Here is a 24,809-nt window from a genome sequence, read left to right on the forward strand (position 1 = left end):
CACCAGTGGTGCCCAGACGCGGACGCCTAGCGAATTCCAGAGCCATACACACCCATCTATTTCGGAAGTCTCGAGTCGATGGTGGGTGCCGTGTAGCGGCGGCGGATGATCGTCCGCACCACGGCACACCACTATCACCTGGACCGGGATATCAGCCGGCGCAGGCGATATCTCCGCCGAGGACCTTGTTGACGATGCATGCCCGCTTCACCGGGCCTGGCTGGATCTGGTCGTACATGCCGCCTCCCGCCGACTCTTCGACGACTCCGCCTGCCTGGAACTCGATGCGCACATCGACCCGCTGACCGCTACTTTCACCACCGCTTGCGGGAGCCCAGGCAATCACGCGAGAGGTAGGGTTGGTGCCGGGGACATCATAGATACAGATCGACCACGTGTCGGTATGGTCCGCGCCGCACACCTCGGCCGATGCCGGGCCCGCTCCACCGATGACAATCCCCGCAGCAGTAGCCGAGGCAACAGCGATACTTGCCAGATACTTCTTCACTCTCATAATCCTTTCCCCGCAGTACTGAACAACGGAAGCCAGTTTGTCGATGCTCGGGTCCGTTGCGCATCAGTGGATCGCTTCGATAGATGCCTACGCGGGCATACCTAGGTGTAGTAGCAGAGCAGGAGTTCCGGTCATGACCAGAATCGGCACCACCCTCGGCAGTACCCGGCCCCACCGCAACAGTTCGCAGATCGCCCAGTGGGTCCTGGACTCGGCCATTCCGTCCATGAACACGCCTGAAGAACGCCATAGACCACCTGTTCGCGCAGTGGTCGGTCTGGTTCGTCTCCTACGGCGCGAGCGGGGGAGCAGCTGCGGCTGGTTTGCAGCGCCTTGGGTATGGCTGATGTGAGCCACCAGGTCATCGCATGGAGCGCCGCACTCGCGCTGCTCCGGCGGACCAGCACCGATACCCCGCACCTCAACTCCACAGGAGCCGAACATGGTGACACCGAACGACCTGCAGCTACTTGCTGACCGTATCGAGATCGCCGCGCTGTGCGCCGAATTCACCGACGCGGTGATGATGCACGACTTCGACCGTCTGGCATCGCTGTTCACCGACGACGCAGTGTTGTGTATCCCCGGCGCGGGTATCGAAGTCGTCGGCCGTGCCGAATTCGAGCCCGGGATGCGGCGCATGCAAGACGCCTGGGACTACTTCGTCCAGCACACCCATCCCGGCTCGATCGACATCGACGGCGACACCGCCGCCGGCCGCGCCCACATCTGCGAATTCGGCCGCTTACGGAGCGGCAGTTCACATCTGAACTATGCGATCTACCATGATCGCTTCCGGCGAACGGCCGACGGCTGGAAGTTCACCGAACGGGTCTACGAGATCCGATACCTCGACAACTCGCCGCTACCGGGCTCACCGCCGGGAGAGCACGGAGTGGGTGTAGACGTCTCCGCGTGATCAGCAGGTTATGTCCACATCGGCGGCCGGGTCGAAGGACACGTGCACGTGGTCGTAGTGATTGGCGGTCGGGCTTCCGCGGTCCTCCATGTACGACCAGCCGTTGCCGTCGTTGTACCGTTGCTGCCAGATCACGTAGGTCACGTGGAAACGCTGCTGATTGGCCAGCACGAAATCGGCGATCGCGGCGCCGTGCGCGGGGTCTGAGGTCATGAAATCGAGTGCCAGGCCGGCACCGTGGTCGCCGTCGCCACGGCCGATGGCGCCGCCGATGTCGGCGACTCCTAATCTCTTGTCGATCAGGTTGCCCACCTGCGCCACGTGCGGCCGTGCTCCGGCTAGTTCTGTCGGGCACGGGATGGGGGGTGGAAGTGGGGGCAGGTGCTGTTCGGCTTTTTTGGCCAGCAGTAGTGGTTGCTCGGCGGTGGCGGCTGGTGCTGCCGGTGCCGGTCGAGTTGTCGTCGGGGCCAGGCCGGTCTCGACGGCGGACGACGGCAGCGAATCGACCGCCGCGGCATGCTGGCCAGCCGGGCTCGGTCGGAACGCCATCCACAGGACGGCGATGGCAGCCGCCGCCACGCCGCATAGTGCCAGGGGTGCGAGCTGCCGGACTCGGGTCGGTTTGCGATGTTGACCAGGCATGATGTTGTCGACCACCGGTAGCTCTCGGGAATAAGATCACCGTTAAATTACGAAAAGGTAGCGACAATGTCACGCTGAAGTCACAAATGGGCCACTCCCGGCCACCGGGAAGGCGCGCCGCAGGTTCCGCGTCCACCACATACCGTCTGCGTCATGGCCGAACCCACCCTGTACATCACCGACCGAGTCGTGCTCCGGCCCGGCAGCGCACGGGCGTTCGTCGAGGCCTACCTCTCCGCGTATGCCCCGCAGGCACGGGACCGAGGGCTGACCCTGGAGCGGATCCTGGTGAGCCCGCCGGCCTGGATCGAGGGTGAGACGAACACCGTCACCGCCACCTGGACCGTATCGGGCCCAGCAGGCTGGTGGGCGGCCGCGGTCGCGGCCCGTCACGATCCCGCACCGGCGCAGTGGTGGGCATCGATGGCACCGATGATCGTCGAACGCACCCGGTCGACGGGAAGCCGGTTCGAGGACGTGGAAGGACTCTGCGATGTATAAGGTGACCCGCCTGCTCCACCTGACCGACGCCGGCGATGAGATGACCACGGCCACGACGATGGAGCGCATCACCACGGCAGCGGAGTCGGCCGGCGCACTGCACTCGCTGGTTTCCCACACTCTCCCGGGGGTACGAAACGGCGGTGACGTGCTCGCGCACTTCCAGTTCGCATCCCCGGCGGACTGGGCGCGCAACCGCACCCCGATCGACGAGGCCACCTCCGGACCTGCGATCGAACACATCGATGCGGTGGAGTACGTAGGCGGATCGCCCGCGGAAGCGCGCGGGGGTCGCCGGTTGCCGGCAAGGACTCCCGGGGTGTACCGCACCCTCCTGCTGCGCGTGGATGCGGCGGCCGATCCGGCCGAAGTCCGCCGATTCGAGCACGCTACCGTGCAGATGCCGGTACACATTCCGGCCATCCTGGCGTGGCAGCTCAGCCCGGTCCGGCACGCGACAGGACGATCGCAGTGGACCCATGTGTGGGAGCAGGAGTTCGCCGACGTCGACGCCCTGCTCGGCCCCTACATGAATCATCCGATCCACTGGGCTCACGTGGACCGGTGGTTCGATCCGGAATGCCCGGAACAGATCGTCAAGGACCGGGTCTGCCACAGCTTCTGCGCGATCCCGGCACCGGTGATCGACATGACATCGGAGTTCCCTTCGGTCCCAGCCGAAGGCTGACGACCGAGAAGAGCTCACGGGTCAGGGCAGCGTGGAGGACGGCTCCCCGACCCGGTGTCACCACTTCCCTTATCTCTGCATCCAGTGTATACAGAGTATATGCCACCTGCGTCACACCAGTTCGGCCCACATGACGACCTCGCAGGCCGGCTACGCACTGCGATCGTCGAAGGTGTCTATCCGCCCGGACATCGCTTGGTCCAAGAGGAGCTGGCCGATCGTTTCGGCGTCTCGCGCATCCCGCTGAGGGAAGCGATCCGCACTCTCGTGGGCGAAGGACTGCTTCGATCGGAACCGGGCCGCGGCACCTACGTGACCGCTTTGGACATCAACGAGATCGACGAGATCTACGACTTGCGGCGCCTGATCGAACCGAGCTTCGCTGGGCATGTCACAGAGCGGGTATCGCGACGAGACATCGCACGTTTCGAGGCGATGGCCACCCAGATGGACAGTGTTTCCGAGATCGGTGCGGCCGCCTGGTCACGGACCAACCTGGCGTTTCATCTCGATATGTATCGATTGTCGGGTCTTCCGCTGCGCTACGAATTCATCGCGCAGATGTATCACCGGCTGGAGCCCTATTCCCGCTTCTACGTCCACGGCACGTGCGCCTACGATCGCGTGCAGGACGAGCACAAAGCGATGGTCCAAGCGCTTGCCGATGGTGATGCCGATGCTCTGGCCGGGCACATCGTTGCTCATATCGACGGTGGGCAAACAGGCCTGCACCGCGCGTGGGAGAACTCCGCAGACGAGATGCGGATGTACTGGGGAAGTAACGCATGAGCACACCGTCAGTACACCTCGACACCGATATCGGCGAGGGATTCGGCGTGTGGGGCAACATCGACGAGGCAGCGCTGATGGATCACGTCTCGGCAGCCAACATTGCGTGTGGATTTCATGCCGGCGACCCGGACATCCTTCGGCGCACCACTTGCCTCGCCGCCGAGCGCGGCGTCTCGGTCGGCGCCCAAGTGTCCTACCGAGATCTCGTCGGCTTCGGCCGCCGTTTCATCGACGTGGAACGGTCGACACTTGTCAACGAGATCGTCTACCAGATCGGTGCGCTGCAGGCGTTCGCCCGGATCGCGGGGACCGAGGTGACCTATGTAAAGGCCCACGGGGCGCTCTACAACGTCGCCGCGGATCATGCGGAGCACGCGTCGGCGATCGTCGAGGCGGTGGAAATCGTTGATCCCACGTTGCCGCTACTGTGCCAGTACGGCACCGAAGTATGGGAACGTGCTGTCGATCGCGGGATCGTACCGATCGCAGAGATGTTCGTCGACCGCGGCTATACCGCCACAGGGCGCTTGGTATCTCGGAAGCACCCCGGCGCACTGCTGACCGATACCGATGTGGCCGCGCGCCGTTCGGTATCGATGGTGGCCCGGCGGGAAGTGACCTCGGTCGACGGCGAACGGGTAACGGTGGCACCGCCGGAGGCCACCGCGCTCGCGCTCTGCGTGCACAGCGATACTCCCGGTGCCCTGGCAATGGCTCGGGCCACCAAGGCGGCGTTGCTGGAAAGCGGCTTTCCCATCGCACCGATCGGACGCCGCCGATGATCTCGAACACGGTGGTTCCCACATCGATTCACCGAGCGGGTGATCGTGGGTGGCTCATCGACGTCCCGCCGGACCACGTCGCGCCCGTGGTGCTCGAGTTGCGCCGCCGCGCATGGTTTTCCCTGGTGCAGGACCTCGTCCCAGCGGCGGCGTCCATCCTGGTGATTGCCCACTCGGTCGACGATATGCAGCGGATCCACACCCGGATCGAGGAACTGCTGAGCGAATTCGACTGGACCACAGCGAACAGCGGTGCCGATGGCGACAGCGTGGTGGTCCCGGTTGTCTATGACGGCGAGGACCTCGACTACGTGGCCGATGTCCTACGCCTCGACCGTGCGCAGATCGTGAAGGCACACACCAGCGCGATCCATCGCGTCGCGTTCTTCGGCTTCGCACCGGGATTCGCTTATATCGACGGAACGGCGGAACAACTGTCGATACCGCGACGGTCGTCGCCGCGCCCCCGCATCGCCGCAGGGGCAGTCGCCATCGCCGGTACCCAGACCGTCGTCTACCCGGGTGGCACCCCGGGAGGATGGCACATCATCGGCCACACAGACGAGGTGCTCTGGAATATCGAGTGGGACGAGCCGAGCCGTCTTGCGGTCGGTGATCGCGTCATCTTTCAGGAGGTGGCGCGATGACCGCACTGCTCGACTCGTGGACGTGTCCACCGGACTCTGCCGCGACGACCACGCTGCTGCGTATCGTCGACCCGGGACCACTGACGACCACGCAGGACGCAGGCCGTACCGGCCTTGCCCACCTCGGCATCGGAGCTTCCGGCCCGGCCGACCGCTCCGCGGCAGCGCTGGCCAACCGCCTGGTCGGCAACCCGGAGGGTGCACCGTTGCTCGAAAATGTCATGGGCGGGCTGACGGTAGCGGCATCATCTTCTCGGTATGTGTCCGTGACGGGCGCGCCCGCCGAGGTTCGGGTCGACGGAAGAATTGTGTCCGAACCCCAGCGCCTCTACCTCCACGCCGGACAGAGGTTGTCCATCGCGCGACCGCCCTGGGGGGTTCGCGTTTACGTCGCGGTCGCCGGTGGGCTTGCCTGCCGGGGAGTTTTCGGCTCGTGCAGCACCGACTCGCTCTCAGGTCTCGGGCCGCCCGCCTTGCGGGCGGGAGACGAACTCGAGGTCGGGGCCGTTGTGTCCGATCCGCCGTCTGCTCGACTCGAGCTGACCGGAACCTCGCTTCCGACCGGCGTAATCGGCCTCAGATTCCGGTGGGGGCCGCGGCATTCTTTGTTCAGTACCACAGATATGCGTACGCTCACCGCGACGACCTGGTCGGTGGGGGTGGACAGCAACCGGGTCGGCGTGCGATTGTCAGGGCCGGCATTGTCCATCGGAGCGGTGAACCTGCCCAGCGAAGGAATGCCACTCGGGGCGATTCAGGTCCCGCCGTCAGGGCAACCTATCGTCTTCTTGGCCGACCATCCCGTGACCGGCGGCTATCCGGTTATCGGCGTCGTCACCGAACCCGACCTCGATCTGCTGGCCCAGATGCCTCCCGGTGCGCGAGTGTCGTTCTCCGCGATGACCGGAGCATAGACATCGCACTCTCATCGACGCCCTCGACCATACCGTTCCGAGTCGACAAGAAAAGGAGATCATCACCGCTTTGCCCGAGCCCGCCCCCAGGGCGAGCGAAGGCACCGCGGATCCATCGCGGCGCAGATGCCATCGGCAGGATTGCCGTCCTGCCGATGGCAGGCAACCCGTTCCCAGCGATTCAGCAACGTGGCGATCACAGCCTGACCGGACAGTCGACCACGGTGTTGCATCTCGACCTCAACCACTGTTTCTGGAGCTACCATGTCCACTGTAGCCACCGCCTCCTCGCCTCCGGGCAAGGAGGAGCCGAACCGCTTGCGACCCAGGCGGGCCGCAGTCGCAGCCGCTGCCGGGACCGCTGTCGAATACTACGAGTTCGGCGTATACGGATACCTGGCCGTCATCATCGGGCCACTGTTCTTTCCCAGCGACGACCCGACGGCCTCGCTGTTGTCGACGCTGGCGGTATTCGGCAGCGCATTTCTCATGCGACCACTGGGCGGACTCGTTCTCGGCAGACTGGGCGATCGAATCGGACGTAAACCCGTCCTGATCGCGACCATCGTCGGCATGGGAACCGCGACGGCGTCCGTCGGGCTCCTGCCGACCGCGGAAACCATCGGTGTGCTCGCGCCGCTGGCGTTGCTCCTTGTGCGACTGGCCCAGGGATTCTTCGCGGGCGGCGAGGTCACCGGTTCGGCGACATATCTCTCGGAATCGGCCCCCGCGGGGCGTCGTGGCTTCTTCGGTGCCTTCACACCGGTCGGCGTGGCACTCGGCGGTGGGGCCGCAGCATTGGTGGCCGGGCTCACCACGACACTGCTCAGTGAGGAACAGCTCCGGGAATTCGGCTGGCGGATTCCGTTCCTTCTCGCGCTGCCGCTCATCGCAGTGACCTTGATCGCGCGGAGAAAACTCGAGGACTCGCACGAGTTCGTTGTCGCCACCGAGACCGACAAGCCCGCCAAAGCCCCACTGCGCGAGGTCGTCACCGAACACGGCGGCGCGGTGCTCAAGGTCATCTTCCTCGCCATCGGCTCCAATGCGGGCTACTGGGTGGGTTTGATCTTCATGAATATCTACCTCACCACGTACCTGGGGTACTCCAAGTCGAATACGTTCTGGATCATGGGCGCGATCAGCCTGTTCGTTGCCGTGCTTATGCCTTACTTCGGTGCTCTCTCCGACCGAGTCGGCCGCAGACGCGTGATCACCGGCGGCTTCCTCGGATACGCAGTCCTCGTGTTGCCGACGATGGTCGCGATGGATCAGGGAAGTTTCGCGGTGGCAGTCGGCGCCATGGTGGTGTTGGCGTTGCCGATGCCGATCGTCCAATCGGTTACTTACCCAACCTATGCCGAGCAGTTCCCGACCCGCGTGCGCTACACCGGCCTCTCGCTCGCCTTCAATATCGGCACCATCATCGGCGGAGGCTTGACCCCCTACTTGGCCACCTATCTGATCGACCGGACCGGTAGCCTGCTCGCGCCCGGATTCCTGCTCATCCTGGCGGTGGTGCTCGCACTCATCGCGCTCGCAACCGTTCGTGACCCGGCAAAGGAGTTGCTGTAGTGACCGAATCCGCCCCCACCATGCCGGCAACTCCCGCGGAGTTGCGCCAGTTGATCGCCGATGCCAGGTGGACAAGTGCCACCGCAGGCATGCTCGACGGCCACCAGCAGGCGAACTTGGTAGTCGTACCTTCCTCGGCCGCGGCAGAATTCGCCGAGTACTGCCGAGCAAATACTTCCGTCTGCCCGCTACTGTCCTCGTCCGCGGTCGGCGATCCCCACCTCACCTATTACGGCTGCACTGTCGACGTACGCACCATGCTGCCGCGTTACCGCGTCTGGCAACACGACCGGATCGTCGATGAACCGTACGACCTGACGCCATGGTGGCGCGACGACTCGGTCGCCTTCGCGCTGGGCTGCAGTCACACGCTCGACGGACCGTTGCGGCGAGCGGGCATTCCGGTCGCTGCCTCGGCGCCCCCGGTCTACGTCAGCAATGTCGGCACACGCGGCTCGACGAGGTTCGACGGACCCGTGGCCGTCAGTATGCGGCCGGTCCGCGCGGATGTCGTCGATATCGCGATCGACGTCACCGCGGCGCTGCCCACCGGCCACGGTGCGCCGATGCATATCGGCGATCCGGCGGCAATCGGCATCACCGACCTCACCACGCCCGACTACGGGGTGTTTCCCGGGATCGAAGCGGATCAGGTACCCGTGTTCTGGAATTGCGGCGTCACACCGCAGCTTGCGCTCGCCGCAGCCGGACTGGAGTACGCGGCCACGCACTATCCGGGCCATATGCTCGTCCTCGACGCGGTGGTCACCTCATGACGATGGCCCGGACCGAACACGACCTCATCGGCGAGCGGGAAGTGCCCGAGGATGCCTACTGGGGAATCCATACCCTGCGGGCTAGAGAGAATTTCCCGATCACCGGTACACCGATCTCACACTATCCGGCCTTGATCCGAGCGCTGGCCCTGACGAAATCAGCCGCCGCGGAGACGAACCAGCGGCTGGGGCTACTGCCAGCCGATATCGCCGAGGCCATTGTCACCGCATGTCGTGAGATCGCCGACGGTGCGTTGCACGAGCACTTCGTCGTCGACGTCGTGCAGGGCGGTGCGGGAACCTCGACGAACATGAACGCCAACGAGGTGATCGCCAACCGAGCATTGGAGCTCATGGGTCGTCGTCGCGGCGAGTATGCGTTCATCCATCCGATCGAGCATGTCAACCTGGGGCAAAGCACCAACGACGTGTACCCGACGGCTGTCCGGATCGCGGTTCGAGCGGTGCTCGACGAGTTGCACATCGCCCTGGCCCACCTCGCCGCGGCGTTCGCTGCCAAAGCTGTCGAGTTCTCCGACCACCTCAAGATGGGCAGAACCCAGCTTCAAGACGCGGTGCCGATGACTCTCGGCCAGGAATTCGGGACATATGCCGTCATGATCGGCGAAGATATCCAGCGACTCGACGAGGCCGCTCGCCTGATCGACGAAATCAATCTGGGCGGAACCGCCATCGGCACCAGGCTCAATTCACATCCCGACTACGCCGTGATGGCGTGCTCGGCGCTGAGTGCCCTCACCGGATACCCACTCACGACGGCAACCGACCTTCTCGAGGCCACACAGGATGTCGGCGCATTCGTTCAGATCTCCGGAACTCTCAAACGAACGGCCGTGAAGTTGTCGAAGGTGTGCAACGACCTGCGGCTGCTGGCCTCCGGTCCGCGAGCGGGACTCGGCGAAATCCGGCTGCCTGCCGTCCAGGCCGGCTCGTCGATCATGCCGGGCAAGGTCAATCCGGTGATTCCCGAAGTCGTATCGCAAGTGGCGTACGAGGTGATCGGCAACGACATCGCGATCACCATGTCCGCGGAGGCCGGTCAGCTTCAACTCAACGCCTTCGAACCATTGATTGCCCACAAACTCCTGGAATCCGCCACCCACATGTCGAACGCCGCCACAATCCTGGCGCAGCGGTGCGTACCCGGCATCACCGCCGACGCCGAACGTATGCGGACGAACGTTGAGCGATCCACCGGATTGATCACTGCCCTGAATCCTCATATCGGATATGAGGCCGCAACAGAGCTCGCGGCTCGGGCATTGTCTTCGGATCGCACTGTGGCGGAGCTGGCGAAGGACGCCGGTCTCTTGAGCCCGGCAGAGATCGACCTGCTCCTGTCGCCGGTCGCGTTGACCGGTCGTACGCAGGTGCGAACCCACCCCAACCCACCTGATGCGCACTTGCCTGCGCACTGAATGAGAACTAAACTGCTCAATATGACGGCAATGACAGGCGAAAAAGCCCCCACCCTTCCCCCCTTCCACCTCGCGATCCCCGTCAGCGACATCGAGGCCGCCCGCGAGTTCTACGGAAACGTCCTCGGCTTCCCCCGGGGCCGCTCCGCGGAGAAATGGACCGACTGGAACGTTCGAGGCCACCAGGTCGTCACCCATGAGGTCGGCGGCGATTCCGACACAGCTATCCGCGGTACCAATCCCGTCGATGGGCATCAGGTGCCGGTCCCACACTTCGGGCTGGTCCTGTCCGTCGACGAGTTCCAGGAACTGGCCGAGCGGCTGCGCGCCGTCGACACCGAGTTCGTGATCGAGCCCTACGTGCGGTTCGCGGGCGAGCCGGGCGAGCAGTGGACGATGTTCTTTCTCGATCCATCCGGAAATGCCCTGGAATTCAAGGCTTTCCGCAATCTCGACCAACTGTTCGCCGTCTGAGTCCGGTGACCGGCGATACCAACGAGGCCGCGGGCGAGGACACCACCGAAGAAGGCGTTCTCGCCCGTGACTTCTTGCTCCGAGTGGGCGAACGGATCCGAACCATCCGGATCGACCGCGATATGACCGTTCAGCACTTGGCCGACCTTTCCGGCGTCAGCCGACGACTGCTCACTCAGATCGAGCACGGCCAAGCGAACCCCAGCCTCGTGGCCGTCACCCGAATCGCCCGCAGCCTCGGCACCGAGTTCACCGAGCTCATCGGCGACACCGGACCCGCAGAGAGCGCAATCGAACGTATACCGACAGACCGGTATTCGCTCGTCTGGACATCGCCCGCGGGCAGTTCGGCGTACCTTCTCGTCTCCACACCCGGGGTGCGCACCGCTGACCTCTGGTCATGGACACTCGCGCCCGGCGACACCTACAGCGGCCTGCCCGACCCGCCCGGTTCGTTCGAGCTCTTCCACATCACAGCCGGCCGGCTCAGCGTTGTCGCCGACGACGTGGAAGTCACGATGACGGCCGGTGAATCAGCACGATTGCGCAGCGACCGGCCATACAGCTACCGCAACAACGGCACCGAGCCTGCCGTGTTCCTCAGGACCGTTGCGCTGGCTGGCGGAACACGGGTCGCGCGACCCAAGTAACGCGGTCAATGAACCGCTGATTTCGCCGACGCCGAATCCTCAACGGCAGAACAACTTTCTCGCCACCTGTTGTGCGACAGGAGGAACTGTCCCGCGCCGTCACCGCCTCGACCACCCGCAGGGCCCGACCGAGTGGTCTTGCCAGGGCGCAGGCCGAGGGCTAGGACTATCGAGGTGGTTGATCAACAGAATGTGACCCGTACCGTCATGGCCGTCTCTTCGGCCGTGGTCGCCGCCTGCGCGGTAGTGGTGACGATAAAAGTGGCCGTCACCGATCTCACCCCGATGGAGGCGCCGCGGGTGCTGGACCAGGCGGCGTTGGAGCAGCATGTGGCGAACAGACTGCAAGGCGTCGGGGAAAAGCCTGTCGGCCGGGTGACCTGCCCCGGTTCCGTTCAGGTCGTCGTAGGAAACCAGTTCGATTGCGAGGTCTGGGACTACCTGCACTCGGACCGGGTGCAGGTAGAGATCATCAGCGACCAGGGCGAGATCTCGGTGGACATGTCGTAAACCGGCGGCCGGTATTTCCGACCGAGCACCGCCATCAGGAGCCGGCCAGGACCGGCGCCGCGGTGGCGGCCCGGACGTCTTCGACCGAGATCCCGGCAACCGTCTCGACCAGCCGCAGACCCTCCGGGGTCACGTCCAGCACCGCCATGTCGGTGACGATCCGGTGCACACACCCCTTGCCGGTGAGCGGAAGCGTGCACTGCTCGACGATTTTCGGCTCGCCCTTGCGGGAGACGTGCTCCATCATCACGATCACGCGTTTGGCGCCGTGCACGAGATCCATGGCGCCGCCCATGCCTTTGACCATCGAGCCGGGGATCATCCAGTTCGCCAGGTCGCCGGTCGCGCTGACCTGCATGGCGCCCAGGACCGCGACGTCGACCTGGCCGCCGCGGATCATGCCGAACGACTGCGCCGAGTCGAAGAAGGACGCTCCGGGCAGCACGGTGATGGTTTCCTTGCCCGCATTGATGATTTCGGGGTCGAGCTCTTCCTCGGTCGGGTAAGGGCCGACGCCCAGGACCCCGTTCTCGGAGTGCAGGACCACGGTGATGTCGTCGGGGAGGTAGTTGGGCACCAGGGTCGGCATGCCGATGCCGAGGTTGACGTATTGCCCGTCGGCCAGTTCGCGGGCGACCCGGGCCGCCATCTGGTCGCGGGTCAGTTTCTGCACGACCGGAGTGCTCATGCGCGCACCGTCCTCTGCTCGATTCCTACGGTGACCGGACCGACGTGCACGACGCGCTGCACGTGGATTCCTGAGGTGTGGATGTCGTCGGGAGCCAGCTCGCCCGGCTCGACCAAATGCTCGACCTGCGCGATGGTGATGCGGCCCGACGCCGCTGCGGGCGGGTTGAAATTGCGGGCGCTGGCCCGATACACCAGGTTGCCGTGCCGATCGCCTTTCCAGGCGTGCACCAGCGCATAGTCGGCGGCAATGGCGCGTTCCATGACGTAGCGGACACCGTCGAATTCGCGCTGCTCCTTGGGCGGGCTCGCCACTGCGATCCCGCCTGCGCCGTCGTAACGCAACGGCAGACCGCCCTCGGCGACCTGAGTGCCGACCCCCGCGGGCGTGAAGAATGCCGGGATACCCGCGCCCCCAGCGCGCATCCGCTCGGCGAGCGTGCCCTGCGGCGTCAGTTCGACCTCGAGTTCGCCCGCGAGGTACTGGCGAGCGAACTCCTTGTTCGAGCCGACGTAGGAGCTGATGGTGCGACGGATCCGCCGCTGCTCGAGGAGCAGGCCGAGCCCGAACCCGTCGGTTCCGCAGTTGTTGCTGATCGTCTCCAGATCGGTTGCCCCCTGCTCGAGGAGCGCGGTGATCAGGATCTCGGGGACACCAACCAGGCCGAAGCCGCCGACCGCGATGGACGCCCCGTCGGGGATGTCCGCCACGGCGTCGGCGGCCGAGGCCACGACTTTGTTCATCATGTTCCCCACCCTACCGCTATTTGTACGTAGTGTGAACAATCATTCGTATGACGCACAGACATCCTTGCTCGACACACAAGCCAGAAGGTAGCCTGTTCGGATAACGGCAGAACGTTCACATGTCGAACAGGAGGCAAAACGTGTCGAGCCCGGAGTCCCGATGACCGTCGAACTCGCCCATACCGTGTACGCCGGCCCCGCCGGGTCCGCGGCCGTCGTGCTGATCGGCTCTCTCGGCTCGAACCGGAGCATGTGGGATCCGCAGGTGCCTGCGCTGTCGGCGGTGGCGTCAGTGGTGACCGTCGATGTGCGCGGGCACGGCGGTTCACCGGCACCCCACGGGCCTTACCGCATCGCCGATCTCGCCGAAGATGTGCTGGCCCTCCTGAATTCACTCGGGCACGAGCGCGTGCACCTGGTCGGATTGTCGTTGGGCGGTGCCGTGGCGCAGTGGATCGCCGTTCATCGCCCGGAACGGGTGCGGACGGTGTCGCTGCTGTGCACCGCCGCGAAATTCGGGCAGCCCGCCGCCTGGACCGCGCGCGCCGAAGCGGTACGCCGCGACGGGCTCGCCTCCATCGCCTCGGCCGTCGTCGGACGTTGGCTGACCCCCCAGTTCGCCGCCGCCCATCCGGCCCTCGTGGCTCGCTGCCTGGCCATGGTGCAGGCCACCGACGACGAAGGCTACGCCGCCTGCTGTGAGGCCCTCGCAGAGTGGGATTCCCGCCCGGACCTGCCGCGGATCACCGCCCCCGCCCTGGTGATCGCCGGCGCGCAAGACCCGGCGACCACGCCCGATGATCTGCGGATCATCGCCGAGGCCGCCGCCCGTGCGAGGCTGCACGTGGTGACGCCGGGCGCCCACGTGGCCAGTATCGAGCAGGCTGAGGAGGTGACCGCGCTGATCCGCGATCACCTCACCACCGCGCCGACCGACGGGAACCCCTCATGAGCACCGAAACCGCCGAACCGAACCCGGACTTCGTCCAATCGCTGGGCCGCGGCCTGGCGGTCATCCGCGCCTTCGACGCCGAGCACCCGCAGCGCACGCTCTCCGACGTCGCCCGCGCAACCGGGCTCACCCGCGCCACCGCCCGCCGGTTCCTGCTCACCCTGGCCGAACTCGGCTACGTACGCAGCGACGGCGCCACCTTCGCCCTCACCCCACGCGTGCTGGAACTCGGCTACGCCTACCTCTCCAGCCTCACCCTGCCGGAGATCGCCGGGCCGCACCTCGAGGCGCTCAGCGCGACGGTGCACGAATCGACGTCGGTGTCGATCCTGGACGGTGACGACGTGGTCTATGTCGCCCGTGTCGCGGTCAGTCGCATCATGACTGTCGCCATCAGCATCGGCACCCGCTTCCCCGCCTACGCCACCTCCATGGGCCGGGTGCTGCTGGCGGGCTTGGCCGACGACGAGCTCGACGCCTACCTACGCCGGGCGTCGTTCACCGACCTCACCGGTCGCACCGTCGTCACCGCCGACGGCCTGCGCGAGCACCTGGCCGCTGCCCGGGCGCAGGGATACTGCCTCGTCGACCAGGAACTCGAGGTCGGGCTACGCTCGCTGGCCGCCCCTATCCACGACCCCGCCGGTCGTGTGATCGCCGCGCTCAACATCTCCACCCCCGCTGCCCGCTACTCGCTCGACGACCTGACCGAGAAGCTGATCCCCCCGCTGCGCAAGGCCGCGGCGGCCATCGACGCCGACCTCGCCCGGGTCGGCACCACCCGAGGACAGACCCATGCCTGACGCCGTTATCTGCGAACCGCTGCGCACCCCCGTCGGCCGTTTCGGCGGTGTGCTGAAGGACGTGCCGGTGCAGTCCCTCGCTGCTACCGTCATCACCGAAATCGTCGCCCGCACCGGTATTTCCGGCTCCGATATCGACGATGTCATCCTCGGGCAGGGCTCACCCAACGGTGACGCTCCCGCCCTCGGCCGCGTCGCCGCCCTCGACGCCGGGCTCGGTATCGAGGTGCCCGGCCAGCAGATCGACCGACGCTGCGGCTCTGGGCTGCAGGCCGTTGTCAATGCCTGCATGCAGGTCGCCACCGGCGCGAGCGAGTTGATCCTCGCCGGCGGCGCCGAGTCGATGAGCGGCACCGAGTTCTACGCCACCGGCATGCGCTGGGGCATCTCCGGCGAATCCGTCGGGCTGAACGATCGGCTCGCCCGTGCCCGGGTCACCGCGGGCGGCAACAATTTTCCGGTTCCCGGTGGGATGATCGAGACGGCGGAGAACCTGCGCGCCGACTATGCCATCAGTCGCACAGACCAAGACGCCTACGCAGTGCAGTCGCACCGGCGCGCCGTCGCCGCCCAGCACAGCGGGGTCTTCGCCGAGGAGATCGTGGCGGTGGCGGTGCCGCAGCGTAAAGGTGACCCGCTGCTCGTCGACACCGATGAACACCCCCGCACCGACACCAGCCTCGAATCGCTGGCGAAACTGCGCCCGATCCGGAGCCGGATCGATGCGGACGCCACCGTCACCGCAGGCAATGCCAGCGGCCAGAACGACGGCGCCGCGCTCTGCATCGTCACCACCCCTGAGAAGGCCGCCGACCTGGGCCTGCGGCCCCTGGTGCGGCTCGCCGGATGGCGCGTGGCCGCAGTGGCGCCGAAGACAATGGGCATCGGTCCCGTCCCCGCCACCGCGGCCGTGCTCGGCCGGGCCGGGCTGACGCTGGACGATATCGACCTCATCGAACTCAACGAGGCCTTCGCCGCCCAGGTGCTGGCGGTGCTGGCCGAGTGGAAGCTCGAACCGGACGATCCACGCCTCAACCCGCACGGGTCCGGCATCTCCCTGGGCCACCCGGTCGGCGCCACCGGCGCCCGCATCCTCACCACCCTGGCCCGCGAGATGGTGCGCCGCGACGCCCGCTACGGGTTGGAGACCATGTGCATCGGCGGCGGCCAGGGGCTGGCGGCGCTCTTCGAACGCGTCTGACCGCGGCTTCGTGCGTTCCTTCATCCACCGGTCGCTGCCCATGCGGATCCGCTTCGGGGCGGGCGAATCACGGTGCCTCGCCGATGAGCTCGACGATCTCGGGTGGCAGCGGGCGGTGATCATCTGCTCCCCCGGCCGCGCCGACCTCGGCCGCACGATCGCAGGCACGCTTGAACCGCGATGTGCCGGTGTTATCGCCGAGGCGGTGGAGCACGTCCCCACCGCCGTCGTGGATCACGCGGTGGCCGGGATCAATTCGCTCGGCGCCGACTCCTGTATTGCCGTCGGCGGCGGCTCGGCCATCGGCCTGGCCAAGGCTGTCGCCCTCGCTCGCGGGACACCGCTCGCCGCGGTGCCGACGACCTTCGCCGGCTCGGAGATGACACCGGTGTGGGGCACCACCACCGGCGGGCACAAGACCACCGGCCGCGACCTGCGCGTGCTGCCGCGCAGTGTCGTCTACGACCCCGAACTCGTGGCAGGCCTGCCGGTTCCGGTGGCGGTAACCAGTGGGATGAACGCTATGGCGCACGCGGTGGAGGCGCTCTACGCCCCCGACACCACTCCGATCGTCTCGCTCATGGCCGAGGAAGGCATACGCGCCCTGGGCGGTGCGCTCCCGCGCATCGTGCACGACCCCGGCGACCCGGACGGACGCTCCGACGCGCTGTACGGAGCGTGGCTGTGCGGCGCCTGCCTCGGCGCGACCTCGATGTCGCTGCACCACAAACTGTGTCACGTGCTCGGCGGCACGCTCGGGCTGCCGCACGCACCCACCCACGCGGTGATCCTGCCGCATGTGCTGGCCTTCAACCTGGTCGCCGTGCCGGAGCAGGTTGCGATCGTCGCGCGGGCCCTCGGCGGCGGCGCAGATCCCGCCATGCTGTTGTGGGAGTTCGCCGCACACGTGCAGGCACCGCGGTCATTGCAGTCGCTGGGTATGAACGAGGACGATATCGATCGGGTCGCCACCGAGGTGACGGCCGCGTCCTACGGCAATCCTCGGCCCGCGACCGTCGACGACATCCGCGGACTGCTCCGCGCGGCCTGGGAGGGCACACCTCCGCAGAGCTGAGCAGTTGTCGCCGCAAGATCGTCGCGGCAGCTCGCCGAACTTGCGCTGATGGGCCGCGGTGAGCGCCTGGTGTGGGTGCCCCACTTCATGGTGATATCGGTGCCCCCGTCGGAATCGACCGGGCCGAGCAGTTCGGCGCGCCCGGTCCAGGTGTAGGCCGGCGACGAGCTCGCGTGGCTCACGGCCTACCCGGACGAGTACGTCCGCGGCTCGGCATGAATGCGGTGGAACGGTCGAGATCGCGAAGGCGCTGTGGGTTCGATCGGCTCGGAGTTCGGCGGCTGACACGAGTTCTACTAGCGCAGCTACTCCAGCGATCATGAAGACGTGAAGGCCGAAATTGCTGTTCGCCGCGCAATACCACGGCAGCGTGAGACGGACGTTGCCGGCCACCCCTCATGTGGCCGGCAACGCATTCCGATCCCTACGCCGTCAGGACGAGACGACCGCAGGGACACTCGGCTCGGTCGTACGCCCGGTGAGGGCGCGGATACGCAGTGCATGGAACAGGCGACCGGCTGCCTTCGCCTCGTCACCCTTCGGCGCCGTGGCGAGGGCGACGAGGATCGAGACGGCGAAGGAGATCGGTGCCACCGCCAGGGCCGGGTTGGAGAACGGCAGCACCGAGTCCGGGCCCTGCACGACGGGACTGAGCAGGATCACCGCGATGGACAGCGCCAGGCCGGTGACGATGCCGGAGATCACCGCGCGGGCCGTCATCCGGCGCCAGTACAGCGTCAGCAGCAGTGCGGGCAGGTTCGCGCACGCGGCGATCGACATGCCGAGCGAGGCGAGGAAGGCCACGTTCTGGCGTTGCGCGGCGAAGGCGATACCGACGCCGACCAGGCAGGTGGCGACCGTGGCGATCCGGGCGGCGCGGTGCTGGGCAGTGGCCGAGACCTTCCCGTTGCGCAACACCTGGCCGTAGAGGTCGTGGGCGATAGCGCCGGAGGTGGCGATGACCAGCCCGGACAGGGCAGCCAGGATGGTCACGAACGCGACCGCGGCCACGAAAGCGAGCAGGATCCCACCGCCGAGAGTTTCCGCGAGCTGGGCGACAGCGAGGTTGCCGCCCTTGTTCTCCGCGGCGATGACATCGGGGCCGACCAGTACGGCGGCGCCGTAGCCGAGCACCGGGATCATGAGGTAGAAGCCGAAGAAGATCCAGATCGAGGTGTAGGCCGAGGTGCGCGCCTGCTCGGCGTTCGGCACGGTGAGGAACCGGACCATCACGTGCGGGAGTCCGAGAACACCCAGCACCAGCCCGACCGTCTGCGACAACTGGTCGAACGAGGCCGCGTCACCAGTGCGTAGCGGGGCAACGAACTGCTCCCCGAACTCGGCGAGGGCGCTGCTGAACGGCCCGAACGGGTTGAAGTCGAAGCGCACCAGCACCAGTACGAACAGGGCGACCGCGCACACCAGCAGCAGGCCGGTCTTGATGATCTGGATCCAGCTCGTCGCAAGCATGCCGCCGACCAGGGTGTAGGCGGTGGTGAGAGCACCGATGATCAGCACCGCGACCGCATAATCCAGATCGAACAGCAGCGACACCAGCAGCGCTGCACCCACTAGCTGCGACACCAGGTAGACCACGCTGATCACGACGGTGCTGACCGCCATCATCGATCGGACGTCTTTACCGGGGAAGCGGGTGGCCAGGACGTCGGCGAGGGTGAACCGACCCAGGTTGCGCAACGGTTCGGCGATGAGCAGCAGCGCCAGCACGAACGCGACGGGCACGAAGACCGCGAGGTAGAAGCCGTTGAATCCGGTCAGCGCGATGGCGCCGGTAACGCCGAGAAACGAAGCGGCGGAGATGAAGTCGCCGGCAATGGCGACACCGTTCTGCCGCCCGGTGAGCGCACCGCCTGCGACGTAGTGGTCGGCGGCGGATTTGTTCTGCCGGGCGGCCCATGCGGTGATCGCGAGGGTGACGACGACCAGCGCGGCGAACAGGGAAGCGGAGACGATGTTCATGCGCGGGTGTCTTCCTGTGCGGTGCGTGCTTCGAGAGCAGCGGCGCGGGACATGTAGTAGCGGGCCACCACGATGGCGACGACGAATTGGGCGAGGGCGTAGACCCAGGCCACGGTGACGCCGCCGGCGATCACCCCGTCCAGTACCGAGGTGAAACCGCCCAGCACGGGCAGTGGTACGAACAGGATCAGAACCACCGTGCTGAGCCGGAACACCAGGGTTGTGCGTTCCCGGGCCGCGCGGTCGAGACCGGAATTCCCGGACTCAGGGGAATTGGAGACATGTTCCATAGGGTCATTCGTCTTTCGGGCTGTGTGATTTACTACACGCTAGGACGACGATGTGACGGGGAACATCAGAACAATTCCAGCCGCGAATACGGAATTCCTTTATTCGTCCACCGTTCAGATCAACTCGATGACGAGTTTGCGCGATTTCGACCGGGAGACGCAGAGCGCCATCTGATTTCCGGCGGCCTTGTCGGCGGCGGACAGGCAATTGTCGCGATGTTCGGGTTCGCCTTCGAGCACATTCGACACACAGGAGCCGCAGATGCCTTCCGTGCAGGACTTGAAGACATCGATACCGTTTTCCTCCAGCACCGACAGAATGGAGCGGTCCGCGGGAATCTCGAAACTCTCACCGGTGTCGAGTTCGACGGTGAAGGCCGTGTCGCCGGAGGTGTCGACCTCGGCGGCTTCGAAATGCTCGATGTGGATACTGGTTTCGCCGACCACGGGTGTCACGACCCCGGCGACGGTCTCCATGAACCCGGCCGGTCCGCAGATGTAGACCGCACTGGTGCGGGTCAGTGTCGCGGCCACGGCGTCGAGCACGCTCCGCTGCTCGTCCCGGGAGAGCCCGATGTGCAGGTGCACCCGGTTGCGAAACTCCGCCCGGTTCTCCAGCAGGTCGAGGAAGGCGGTTTCCTCGCGGCTGCGCGTGAAGGAGATCAGCGCGAAATCGGCGTCGGCGGCGTGTAGCTCGTACGCCATACTGAGCAGCGGGGTGACCCCGATACCCGCGGCGATCAGCACATGCCGGTCGGCGTCGGGCGCAACGGTCAGGATGTTGCGCGGTTCGCCGATCTCGATGATCTCGCCCTCGCGCACCTCGTGCAGCGCCGCGGACCCGCCGCGCGATTCCGGTTCGCGTTTCACCGCGATCGTCAGCGCCTCGGTCTCCGACGGCGGCCCGCACAGCGAGTACTGCCGGAGGATGCCGGTCGGGCCGGTCACGTCGATGTGCGCACCGGCGCGGTAGGGGCCCAGCGGTGCCCCGTTCTCCCGGACCAGCCGCAGCGACCGGATATTCGGCGTCTGGGCAACGATCTCGGAAACAGTCACTTTGATAGTGGGCACGGTCGCTCCTAACGCATGTAGAGACCGCCGTTGGCGTCCCAGCACGCCCCGGTGACCGACGCAGCGGCCGGCGACGCGAGCAGGGCGACCATGTCGGCGATGAACGCCGGGTCGCCGAGACGACCGACGGGGATGGATCTGGCGAAGGTGTCGAGGTTGTCCTCCCCGACGATGCTGCGCACGATCGGCGAATCCTGCGGACCGGGTGAGACAGCGTTCACGGTGACTCCGGACGGTGCGAGTTCGCGGGCGAACACCTTGGTCAGCGACATGACCGCGCCTTTGGCTGAGGCGTAGTGCCCACCGGTGGCGGTACCGCCGTTCTGGCCGGCCAGCGAGGCCATGTTCACGATCCGGCCGTAGCCGCGTGCGGCCATATGGGCGCCGAAGAGCTGGCAGGCCTGGAACGTCCCGCGGAACCCGACGGCCATGACCGAGTCGAGTTCCTCGGGGGTGATCTCCATCAGCGGGCGGGCCTGGGTGCGCGCGGCATTGTTCACCAGCACCTGCACCCCGCCGAAGTCGGCGACTACGGCGGTGCGCAACTGTTGGAGGGACGACTTGTCCGCGACGTCCACCTGGTAGCTGCGCACCGGGATAGCGCCGGTCAGCTCCGCGGCCAGCGCCTCGGCGGCTGCGCCGTCCAGGTCGGCGACGGCGACGGCGTGACCGCCGGCGTGCAGCCGCCGGACGATGTGCGCGCCCAGGCCGTTGGCGCCCCCGGTGACGACGGCGACCGGCGGCGTCACAGCAGGAATCCTGCGGCGGGGACGGCGTCTTCGCTGTCGATCAACCGGATAACCTTCAAGGCGATGCGGTCATCGGCCGGGGTTTCGCCGAGCCGGATCTTGTATTCGGTGTCGCCGGCCCAGATGTCGTGCCTGCCCCGCTTGAATGCGATGAGGATCTGCGCGGCGCGTAGGTGTACCTCGGTGTCGGTCACGTGCTCGGGGACGAAGCGCGACACGGTACGGGTGGTGGTGGCGGCGTCGACGGCGGCGATGGCGTAGCCCTCGGTCATCCGGACCACGCGCATCCGCCGCATGCGGGCGTCGTCGTAGATCATGTTGAGGGTATCGTCGAATTCGCTGGTGCTGCGGTCGATCGGCACCACATAGTGCCCGTCGGGGGTGTAGAGGTTTTCCCAGGTGTGGTAGTCCTTGCGGTCGAGCAGATCGGCTTCCCGCCAGATCAATTCGATAGCCCGCGATACCCGCGTATCGGTGACAGTGGCGTGTGTGCTCGAGGTTTCAGTCATCGCTCATCATCTGCTTCCACTGGGAGTAGGCGGCGCGCATACCGGTCTCGTCGGTGACATGGGAGGTGGGCCAGCCCTCCGGGCTCGGCTTCTCCCTGGCCAGGCCGCGGTTGATCAGGATCGGCATATCGGGGTCACCCTGGGCGCCGCGCTGCACCCGGTCCCAGCCCTCGGCGTCGTCGGGGGTGCCGAACCCGAAGGGCCCCTGGAAATGCTCGTGCACCCGCAACCGGGCCCGGTTCACCGGGTTCACGATCTCGGCAGGCCCGTCGGGGCCGATGGCGATGTGCTCGATCATTGTCTCGTCCACGCTGACGGGGCGCAGCACCCGGAAGAACGCCGCCGACATCGACACGTTCGGGAACAGGTTGAGGTTGAATCCGGTGCCGTGCATGGCGCGTACCAGCTTCCGGATCGCGGCGTCGTCGAGCCCGGTGGTTTGCAACTCGGCGACCAGGTCGTCGAAGCGGGCCTGCAACGGCTCGCTCCCGTCGTCGGCATCCAGATCCGAATGTTCGGGCACCATCTGCATCACCGAATGCCCGTGCCCCAGATTGTGGGTCAACGCCTCCGGGTCGGTCATGAACGACATCATGTCGGCGGTCTCGGCGTCCACCGAGGCCATCCACGAACGGTGCACGATCGGGAAATGGTAGCCGTCGGTGGTGTTCTCCAGCTGGATCTTCCAGTTGCCGTGGAAGGTGAACCGGTGTGTGCCGAGCACCTTGATCGGGTAGCCGCCGCCCTGCTTCATGAACCGGTCGATCCACAGTTTGGCGTCGCCGAGGAAGTCCTCGAGGGGTTCGATGTCCTCGGCGAAGGTGGCGAAAACCATTCCGCCGTAGGACTCGGTACGCAGTGTGCGCAGCGACAGGTCACCCTTCTCCACCACGCCCTCGTAGCCTTCCGGGTACGGGATCCCGCGCAGCTGCCCGTCCAGGCTGTAGGACCAGGCGTGATACGGGCAGGTGAACCCGTTGGCCACCCCCTGACGCTGCTCGCACACGCTCGCGCCACGGTGCCTGCACCGGTTGAGCAGAGTATTGATCCGCCCTTTGCGGTTACGGGTCACGATCACCGGCTGCCTGCCCACATACGTGGACTTGAAACTGCCCGGCTTCGGCAGCTCGGACTCATGAGCCACCCAGATCCAGGTGCTCTCGAAAATCCTGGCGATCTCCAGCTCGAAGATCTCCGGATCGGTATACATCCGCGCCGCCACCCGATCCCCGGAAACAAGATCGGCGGGCGCTGCGCTGTACGCGGTCATGGTGCCTCCTGGCGTGAATAGGTCAGTACTGTCGCGGGGTGAGCGCGCGCCCGATGCGGGCCTCGATCTTCAGGAACTTCCACAGCTTCCAGTCGCTCGTGCCGACCTGAATGGTTCGCACGAGGTTGCAGGCGGCCTTGACGGTGTCGTGGCTGTCGGCATCGGCGAGCAGGTAGCACGTCCACGGCCAGCCATCGGACGGCCCGACCATGGTCGAGTCGTCGTCGATATCGCCGATGAAGTCGATGCCGTCGAGGGCTTTGATGCCGTCGCTCAGCGCGACGAAGGCGGTCCACACATCCGCCGAGGTGACTCCCCCTTCCGGCAGATCGAAGAAGTTCTGGTTGATGCCGATACAGAAGAGAACGCGCAGCGGGGTGTCGGTCACGAAAGTTTCCTTCGTCATAAACTTGTCTGTCACTGGAAACCGGGCATAGTCGGCGGTAGTCCCATAAGGACGGCACCTGCGGCGTCCACCACACCTGGTCCCAGGAACGCGTGTTGCTGCGGGACCAGCGCATCACCGGCCCACTGCTGCAGCGGGTGGTCGTGGAAGATCGCGCCGGTGCCGGAGATCTCGACGATGCGGTTCACCACGGACGCCGCGGTCGAGGCGATATGGCATGCCGCGAGCCGCAGGTGGGCGTTCTGCTCGGGCGTGGCGGAATCGCCCCGCAGCACCGTCTCCCACACCTGTTCGGTGATCTCGTAGAAGTACGCGCGCGCCGACCGCAGCGCGGCCTCCGCCTCGGCGACCGCCGTCCGGTAGTACGGGCGGTCGGCGAGCTTCGGTGCCCCGGTGATCCCGGCCCGTCCCGCGCCGGTCTCCACCGCATAGTCGAGAGCGGCCCGCGCCACCCCGGCACCGACCACAGCCAGTACCTGGGCCGCGTAGGCGATGGCCGGGTACCGGTACAGCGGTTCGTCGACCGTCGGTTCACCGCCGCGGACGAAGGTCCACTCGCGGGGCACCACCACATCGTTCACGACGAGATCGAACGATCCGGTGCCGCGCATGCCGACGACGTCCCAGTCCTGAACGATCTCCACGTCGCCGGGGCGCAGCAATGCGGTGCGAGGTTTGCCTGCGGTGCTCGCGTCACCGGGAATACCGACACCGAGAACATCGGCGCCCATGCAGCCGCTGGCGAACTTCCACCGGCCGCTGACCCGGAAGCCGCCGTCGACCTCCGGCGCAGGCTGGACCGGGAACAGCCCGCCGGCGAACACGAGGTCGGGGCCGTCGGCATACAACGTGGCCTGGGTGTCCAGCGGGAGCGCCGCCAGGTAGACCAGAGCCGAACCGAAGCTGGCGACCCAGCCGGTCGAGCCGTCCACCGCCGAAATACGCTCGATGGTGTGCAGGAATTCGGCGGGAGCCTGCGGTTCGCCACCGAAACGCCGCGGAGTCGAAGCCCGGTAGATACCGGCATCTTTCAACCGGGCAATGAAATCCCGCGAAACGTATTTCTGGTCGCGGAACTCCTGCCGCCGCTCGGCGAGCTCGGCGAGTACATCATCGAAAATCGCCGTGCCTGCCGCGCGCGGCGCCGTGGCTTCCGAGGTGGACACAATCACCTGCTCCTGTCGTCGTTGGGCCTGTCCTTCGACCGTAAGGAGATCGCGCTCACACGAACATCGGTAAAGCCCGC

Annotated in this window: 29 protein-coding genes; 17 read left to right on the forward strand and 12 right to left on the reverse strand. The window is 66.3% G+C overall.

Annotated elements, in window-relative coordinates:
• Window positions 1-151: 151 nt before the first annotated feature.
• Window positions 152-514: a hypothetical protein gene (locus tag B0T44_RS13460; RefSeq protein ID WP_139347954.1), complete on the reverse strand. Its 363-nt coding sequence runs from the start codon at window positions 512-514 to the stop codon at window positions 152-154.
• Window positions 515-956: 442 nt separating this feature from the next.
• Between B0T44_RS13460 and B0T44_RS13465 the strand changes: the two genes are divergently transcribed.
• Window positions 957-1,433 carry a nuclear transport factor 2 family protein gene (locus tag B0T44_RS13465; RefSeq protein WP_077120175.1) on the forward strand — a complete coding sequence of 159 codons (477 nt, stop codon included), beginning with the start codon at window positions 957-959 and terminating at the stop codon, window positions 1,431-1,433.
• Here the strand turns inward: B0T44_RS13465 and B0T44_RS28575 are convergent, their stop codons facing one another.
• Window positions 1,434-2,075 (reverse strand): VldE C-terminal domain-containing protein, encoded by a 642-nt coding sequence (locus B0T44_RS28575; RefSeq protein ID WP_077120254.1) that lies wholly within the window; start codon window positions 2,073-2,075, stop codon window positions 1,434-1,436.
• 153 nt (window positions 2,076-2,228) lie between these two features.
• Here B0T44_RS28575 and B0T44_RS13475 point away from each other — a divergent pair, with 153 nt between their 5' ends.
• The 12 genes from B0T44_RS13475 to B0T44_RS13530 all read left to right on the forward strand — a co-directional run bounded on the left by B0T44_RS13475 (window position 2,229) and on the right by B0T44_RS13530 (window position 11,823).
• On the forward strand, window positions 2,229-2,576 hold the full coding sequence (locus B0T44_RS13475; RefSeq protein WP_077120173.1) for a hypothetical protein: 348 nt from the start codon (window positions 2,229-2,231) through the stop codon (window positions 2,574-2,576).
• Complete coding sequence (locus tag B0T44_RS13480) at window positions 2,569-3,264, forward strand: Dabb family protein (protein WP_077120171.1); 696 nt, start codon at window positions 2,569-2,571, stop codon at window positions 3,262-3,264. Before B0T44_RS13475 ends, B0T44_RS13480 begins: the two co-directional genes overlap by 8 nt.
• Before the next feature lie 99 nt (window positions 3,265-3,363).
• Window positions 3,364-4,053 carry a GntR family transcriptional regulator gene (locus tag B0T44_RS13485; RefSeq protein WP_139347953.1) on the forward strand — a complete coding sequence of 230 codons (690 nt, stop codon included), beginning with the start codon at window positions 3,364-3,366 and terminating at the stop codon, window positions 4,051-4,053.
• Entirely contained in the window at window positions 4,050-4,838 is a 789-nt protein-coding gene (locus B0T44_RS13490; RefSeq protein ID WP_077120167.1) for a LamB/YcsF family protein, read from the forward strand. Before B0T44_RS13485 ends, B0T44_RS13490 begins: the two co-directional genes overlap by 4 nt.
• Window positions 4,835-5,485, forward strand: coding sequence for a 5-oxoprolinase subunit B family protein (locus B0T44_RS13495; RefSeq protein ID WP_077120165.1), 651 nt, complete (start codon window positions 4,835-4,837; stop codon window positions 5,483-5,485). The genes B0T44_RS13490 and B0T44_RS13495 overlap by 4 nt, the downstream gene beginning before the upstream one ends.
• Window positions 5,482-6,399, forward strand: a complete 918-nt coding sequence (locus B0T44_RS13500; RefSeq protein WP_077120163.1) for a 5-oxoprolinase subunit C family protein — start codon at window positions 5,482-5,484, stop codon at window positions 6,397-6,399. The genes B0T44_RS13495 and B0T44_RS13500 overlap by 4 nt, the downstream gene beginning before the upstream one ends.
• A gap of 264 nt (window positions 6,400-6,663) precedes the next feature.
• Complete coding sequence (locus B0T44_RS13505; RefSeq protein WP_077120161.1) at window positions 6,664-7,974, forward strand: MFS transporter; 1,311 nt, start codon at window positions 6,664-6,666, stop codon at window positions 7,972-7,974.
• A complete protein-coding gene (locus B0T44_RS13510) occupies window positions 7,974-8,750 on the forward strand; it encodes a D-glutamate cyclase family protein (RefSeq protein WP_217697541.1) in 777 nt (258 codons plus the stop codon). Before B0T44_RS13505 ends, B0T44_RS13510 begins: the two co-directional genes overlap by 1 nt.
• Window positions 8,747-10,189: an aspartate ammonia-lyase gene (locus tag B0T44_RS13515; RefSeq protein ID WP_077120159.1), complete on the forward strand. Its 1,443-nt coding sequence runs from the start codon at window positions 8,747-8,749 to the stop codon at window positions 10,187-10,189. Before B0T44_RS13510 ends, B0T44_RS13515 begins: the two co-directional genes overlap by 4 nt.
• A gap of 21 nt (window positions 10,190-10,210) precedes the next feature.
• Window positions 10,211-10,663, forward strand: coding sequence for a VOC family protein (locus tag B0T44_RS13520; protein WP_245839118.1), 453 nt, complete (start codon window positions 10,211-10,213; stop codon window positions 10,661-10,663).
• Window positions 10,664-10,668: 5 nt separating this feature from the next.
• Window positions 10,669-11,313, forward strand: coding sequence for a helix-turn-helix domain-containing protein (locus B0T44_RS13525; RefSeq protein WP_077120155.1), 645 nt, complete (start codon window positions 10,669-10,671; stop codon window positions 11,311-11,313).
• Between the two features lie 174 nt (window positions 11,314-11,487).
• Window positions 11,488-11,823 carry a DUF4333 domain-containing protein gene (locus tag B0T44_RS13530; protein WP_139347952.1) on the forward strand — a complete coding sequence of 112 codons (336 nt, stop codon included), beginning with the start codon at window positions 11,488-11,490 and terminating at the stop codon, window positions 11,821-11,823.
• A gap of 34 nt (window positions 11,824-11,857) precedes the next feature.
• Here the strand turns inward: B0T44_RS13530 and B0T44_RS13535 are convergent, their stop codons facing one another.
• The gene (locus B0T44_RS13535) at window positions 11,858-12,511 is read right to left on the reverse strand and encodes a CoA transferase subunit B (RefSeq protein WP_077120152.1); all 654 of its coding nucleotides are present in this window, start codon (window positions 12,509-12,511) and stop codon (window positions 11,858-11,860) included.
• On the reverse strand, window positions 12,508-13,254 hold the full coding sequence (locus B0T44_RS13540) for a CoA transferase subunit A (protein ID WP_077120250.1): 747 nt from the start codon (window positions 13,252-13,254) through the stop codon (window positions 12,508-12,510). The genes B0T44_RS13535 and B0T44_RS13540 overlap by 4 nt, the downstream gene beginning before the upstream one ends.
• Window positions 13,255-13,417: 163 nt before the next feature.
• On the opposite strand from B0T44_RS13540, the gene pcaD reads away from it, so the two are divergent.
• Genes pcaD through B0T44_RS13560 form a run of 4 tightly spaced genes read left to right on the forward strand, consistent with a single transcriptional unit; the run spans window position 13,418 to window position 17,288 of the window.
• Entirely contained in the window at window positions 13,418-14,209 is a 792-nt protein-coding gene (gene pcaD, locus B0T44_RS13545) for a 3-oxoadipate enol-lactonase (RefSeq protein ID WP_077120150.1), read from the forward strand.
• Window positions 14,206-15,012 carry an IclR family transcriptional regulator domain-containing protein gene (locus B0T44_RS13550; protein ID WP_077120147.1) on the forward strand — a complete coding sequence of 269 codons (807 nt, stop codon included), beginning with the start codon at window positions 14,206-14,208 and terminating at the stop codon, window positions 15,010-15,012. Before pcaD ends, B0T44_RS13550 begins: the two co-directional genes overlap by 4 nt.
• On the forward strand, window positions 15,005-16,213 hold the full coding sequence (locus B0T44_RS13555) for an acetyl-CoA C-acetyltransferase (RefSeq protein ID WP_077120145.1): 1,209 nt from the start codon (window positions 15,005-15,007) through the stop codon (window positions 16,211-16,213). Before B0T44_RS13550 ends, B0T44_RS13555 begins: the two co-directional genes overlap by 8 nt.
• Window positions 16,214-16,223: 10 nt before the next feature.
• Window positions 16,224-17,288: a maleylacetate reductase gene (locus B0T44_RS13560; protein WP_342749202.1), complete on the forward strand. Its 1,065-nt coding sequence runs from the start codon at window positions 16,224-16,226 to the stop codon at window positions 17,286-17,288.
• Window positions 17,289-17,720: 432 nt separating this feature from the next.
• Here B0T44_RS13560 and B0T44_RS13565 read toward each other — a convergent pair whose 3' ends face one another.
• The 8 genes from B0T44_RS13565 to B0T44_RS13600 all read right to left on the reverse strand — a co-directional run bounded on the left by B0T44_RS13565 (window position 17,721) and on the right by B0T44_RS13600 (window position 24,735).
• On the reverse strand, window positions 17,721-19,268 hold the full coding sequence (locus B0T44_RS13565; RefSeq protein WP_077120143.1) for a solute symporter family protein: 1,548 nt from the start codon (window positions 19,266-19,268) through the stop codon (window positions 17,721-17,723).
• On the reverse strand, window positions 19,265-19,558 hold the full coding sequence (locus B0T44_RS13570; RefSeq protein WP_077120141.1) for a DUF485 domain-containing protein: 294 nt from the start codon (window positions 19,556-19,558) through the stop codon (window positions 19,265-19,267). Before B0T44_RS13570 ends, B0T44_RS13565 begins: the two co-directional genes overlap by 4 nt.
• A gap of 114 nt (window positions 19,559-19,672) precedes the next feature.
• Window positions 19,673-20,629, reverse strand: a complete 957-nt coding sequence (locus tag B0T44_RS13575; RefSeq protein WP_077120139.1) for a PDR/VanB family oxidoreductase — start codon at window positions 20,627-20,629, stop codon at window positions 19,673-19,675.
• 8 nt (window positions 20,630-20,637) lie between these two features.
• The gene (locus tag B0T44_RS13580) at window positions 20,638-21,378 is read right to left on the reverse strand and encodes an SDR family NAD(P)-dependent oxidoreductase (RefSeq protein ID WP_077120137.1); all 741 of its coding nucleotides are present in this window, start codon (window positions 21,376-21,378) and stop codon (window positions 20,638-20,640) included.
• Window positions 21,375-21,887, reverse strand: coding sequence for an aromatic-ring-hydroxylating dioxygenase subunit beta (locus B0T44_RS13585; RefSeq protein ID WP_077120135.1), 513 nt, complete (start codon window positions 21,885-21,887; stop codon window positions 21,375-21,377). Before B0T44_RS13585 ends, B0T44_RS13580 begins: the two co-directional genes overlap by 4 nt.
• Window positions 21,880-23,157: an aromatic ring-hydroxylating oxygenase subunit alpha gene (locus B0T44_RS13590; protein ID WP_077120133.1), complete on the reverse strand. Its 1,278-nt coding sequence runs from the start codon at window positions 23,155-23,157 to the stop codon at window positions 21,880-21,882. The genes B0T44_RS13585 and B0T44_RS13590 overlap by 8 nt, the downstream gene beginning before the upstream one ends.
• 22 nt (window positions 23,158-23,179) lie before the next feature.
• Complete coding sequence (locus B0T44_RS13595; protein WP_077120245.1) at window positions 23,180-23,545, reverse strand: hypothetical protein; 366 nt, start codon at window positions 23,543-23,545, stop codon at window positions 23,180-23,182.
• Window positions 23,546-23,574: 29 nt separating this feature from the next.
• Window positions 23,575-24,735, reverse strand: a complete 1,161-nt coding sequence (locus B0T44_RS13600) for an acyl-CoA dehydrogenase family protein (RefSeq protein WP_077120131.1) — start codon at window positions 24,733-24,735, stop codon at window positions 23,575-23,577.
• Window positions 24,736-24,809: the final 74 nt, after the last annotated feature.

This window comes from Nocardia donostiensis (assembly GCF_002081715.1).
In the GTDB taxonomy this organism is placed as follows: Bacteria; Actinomycetota; Actinomycetes; order Mycobacteriales; family Mycobacteriaceae; genus Nocardia; species Nocardia donostiensis.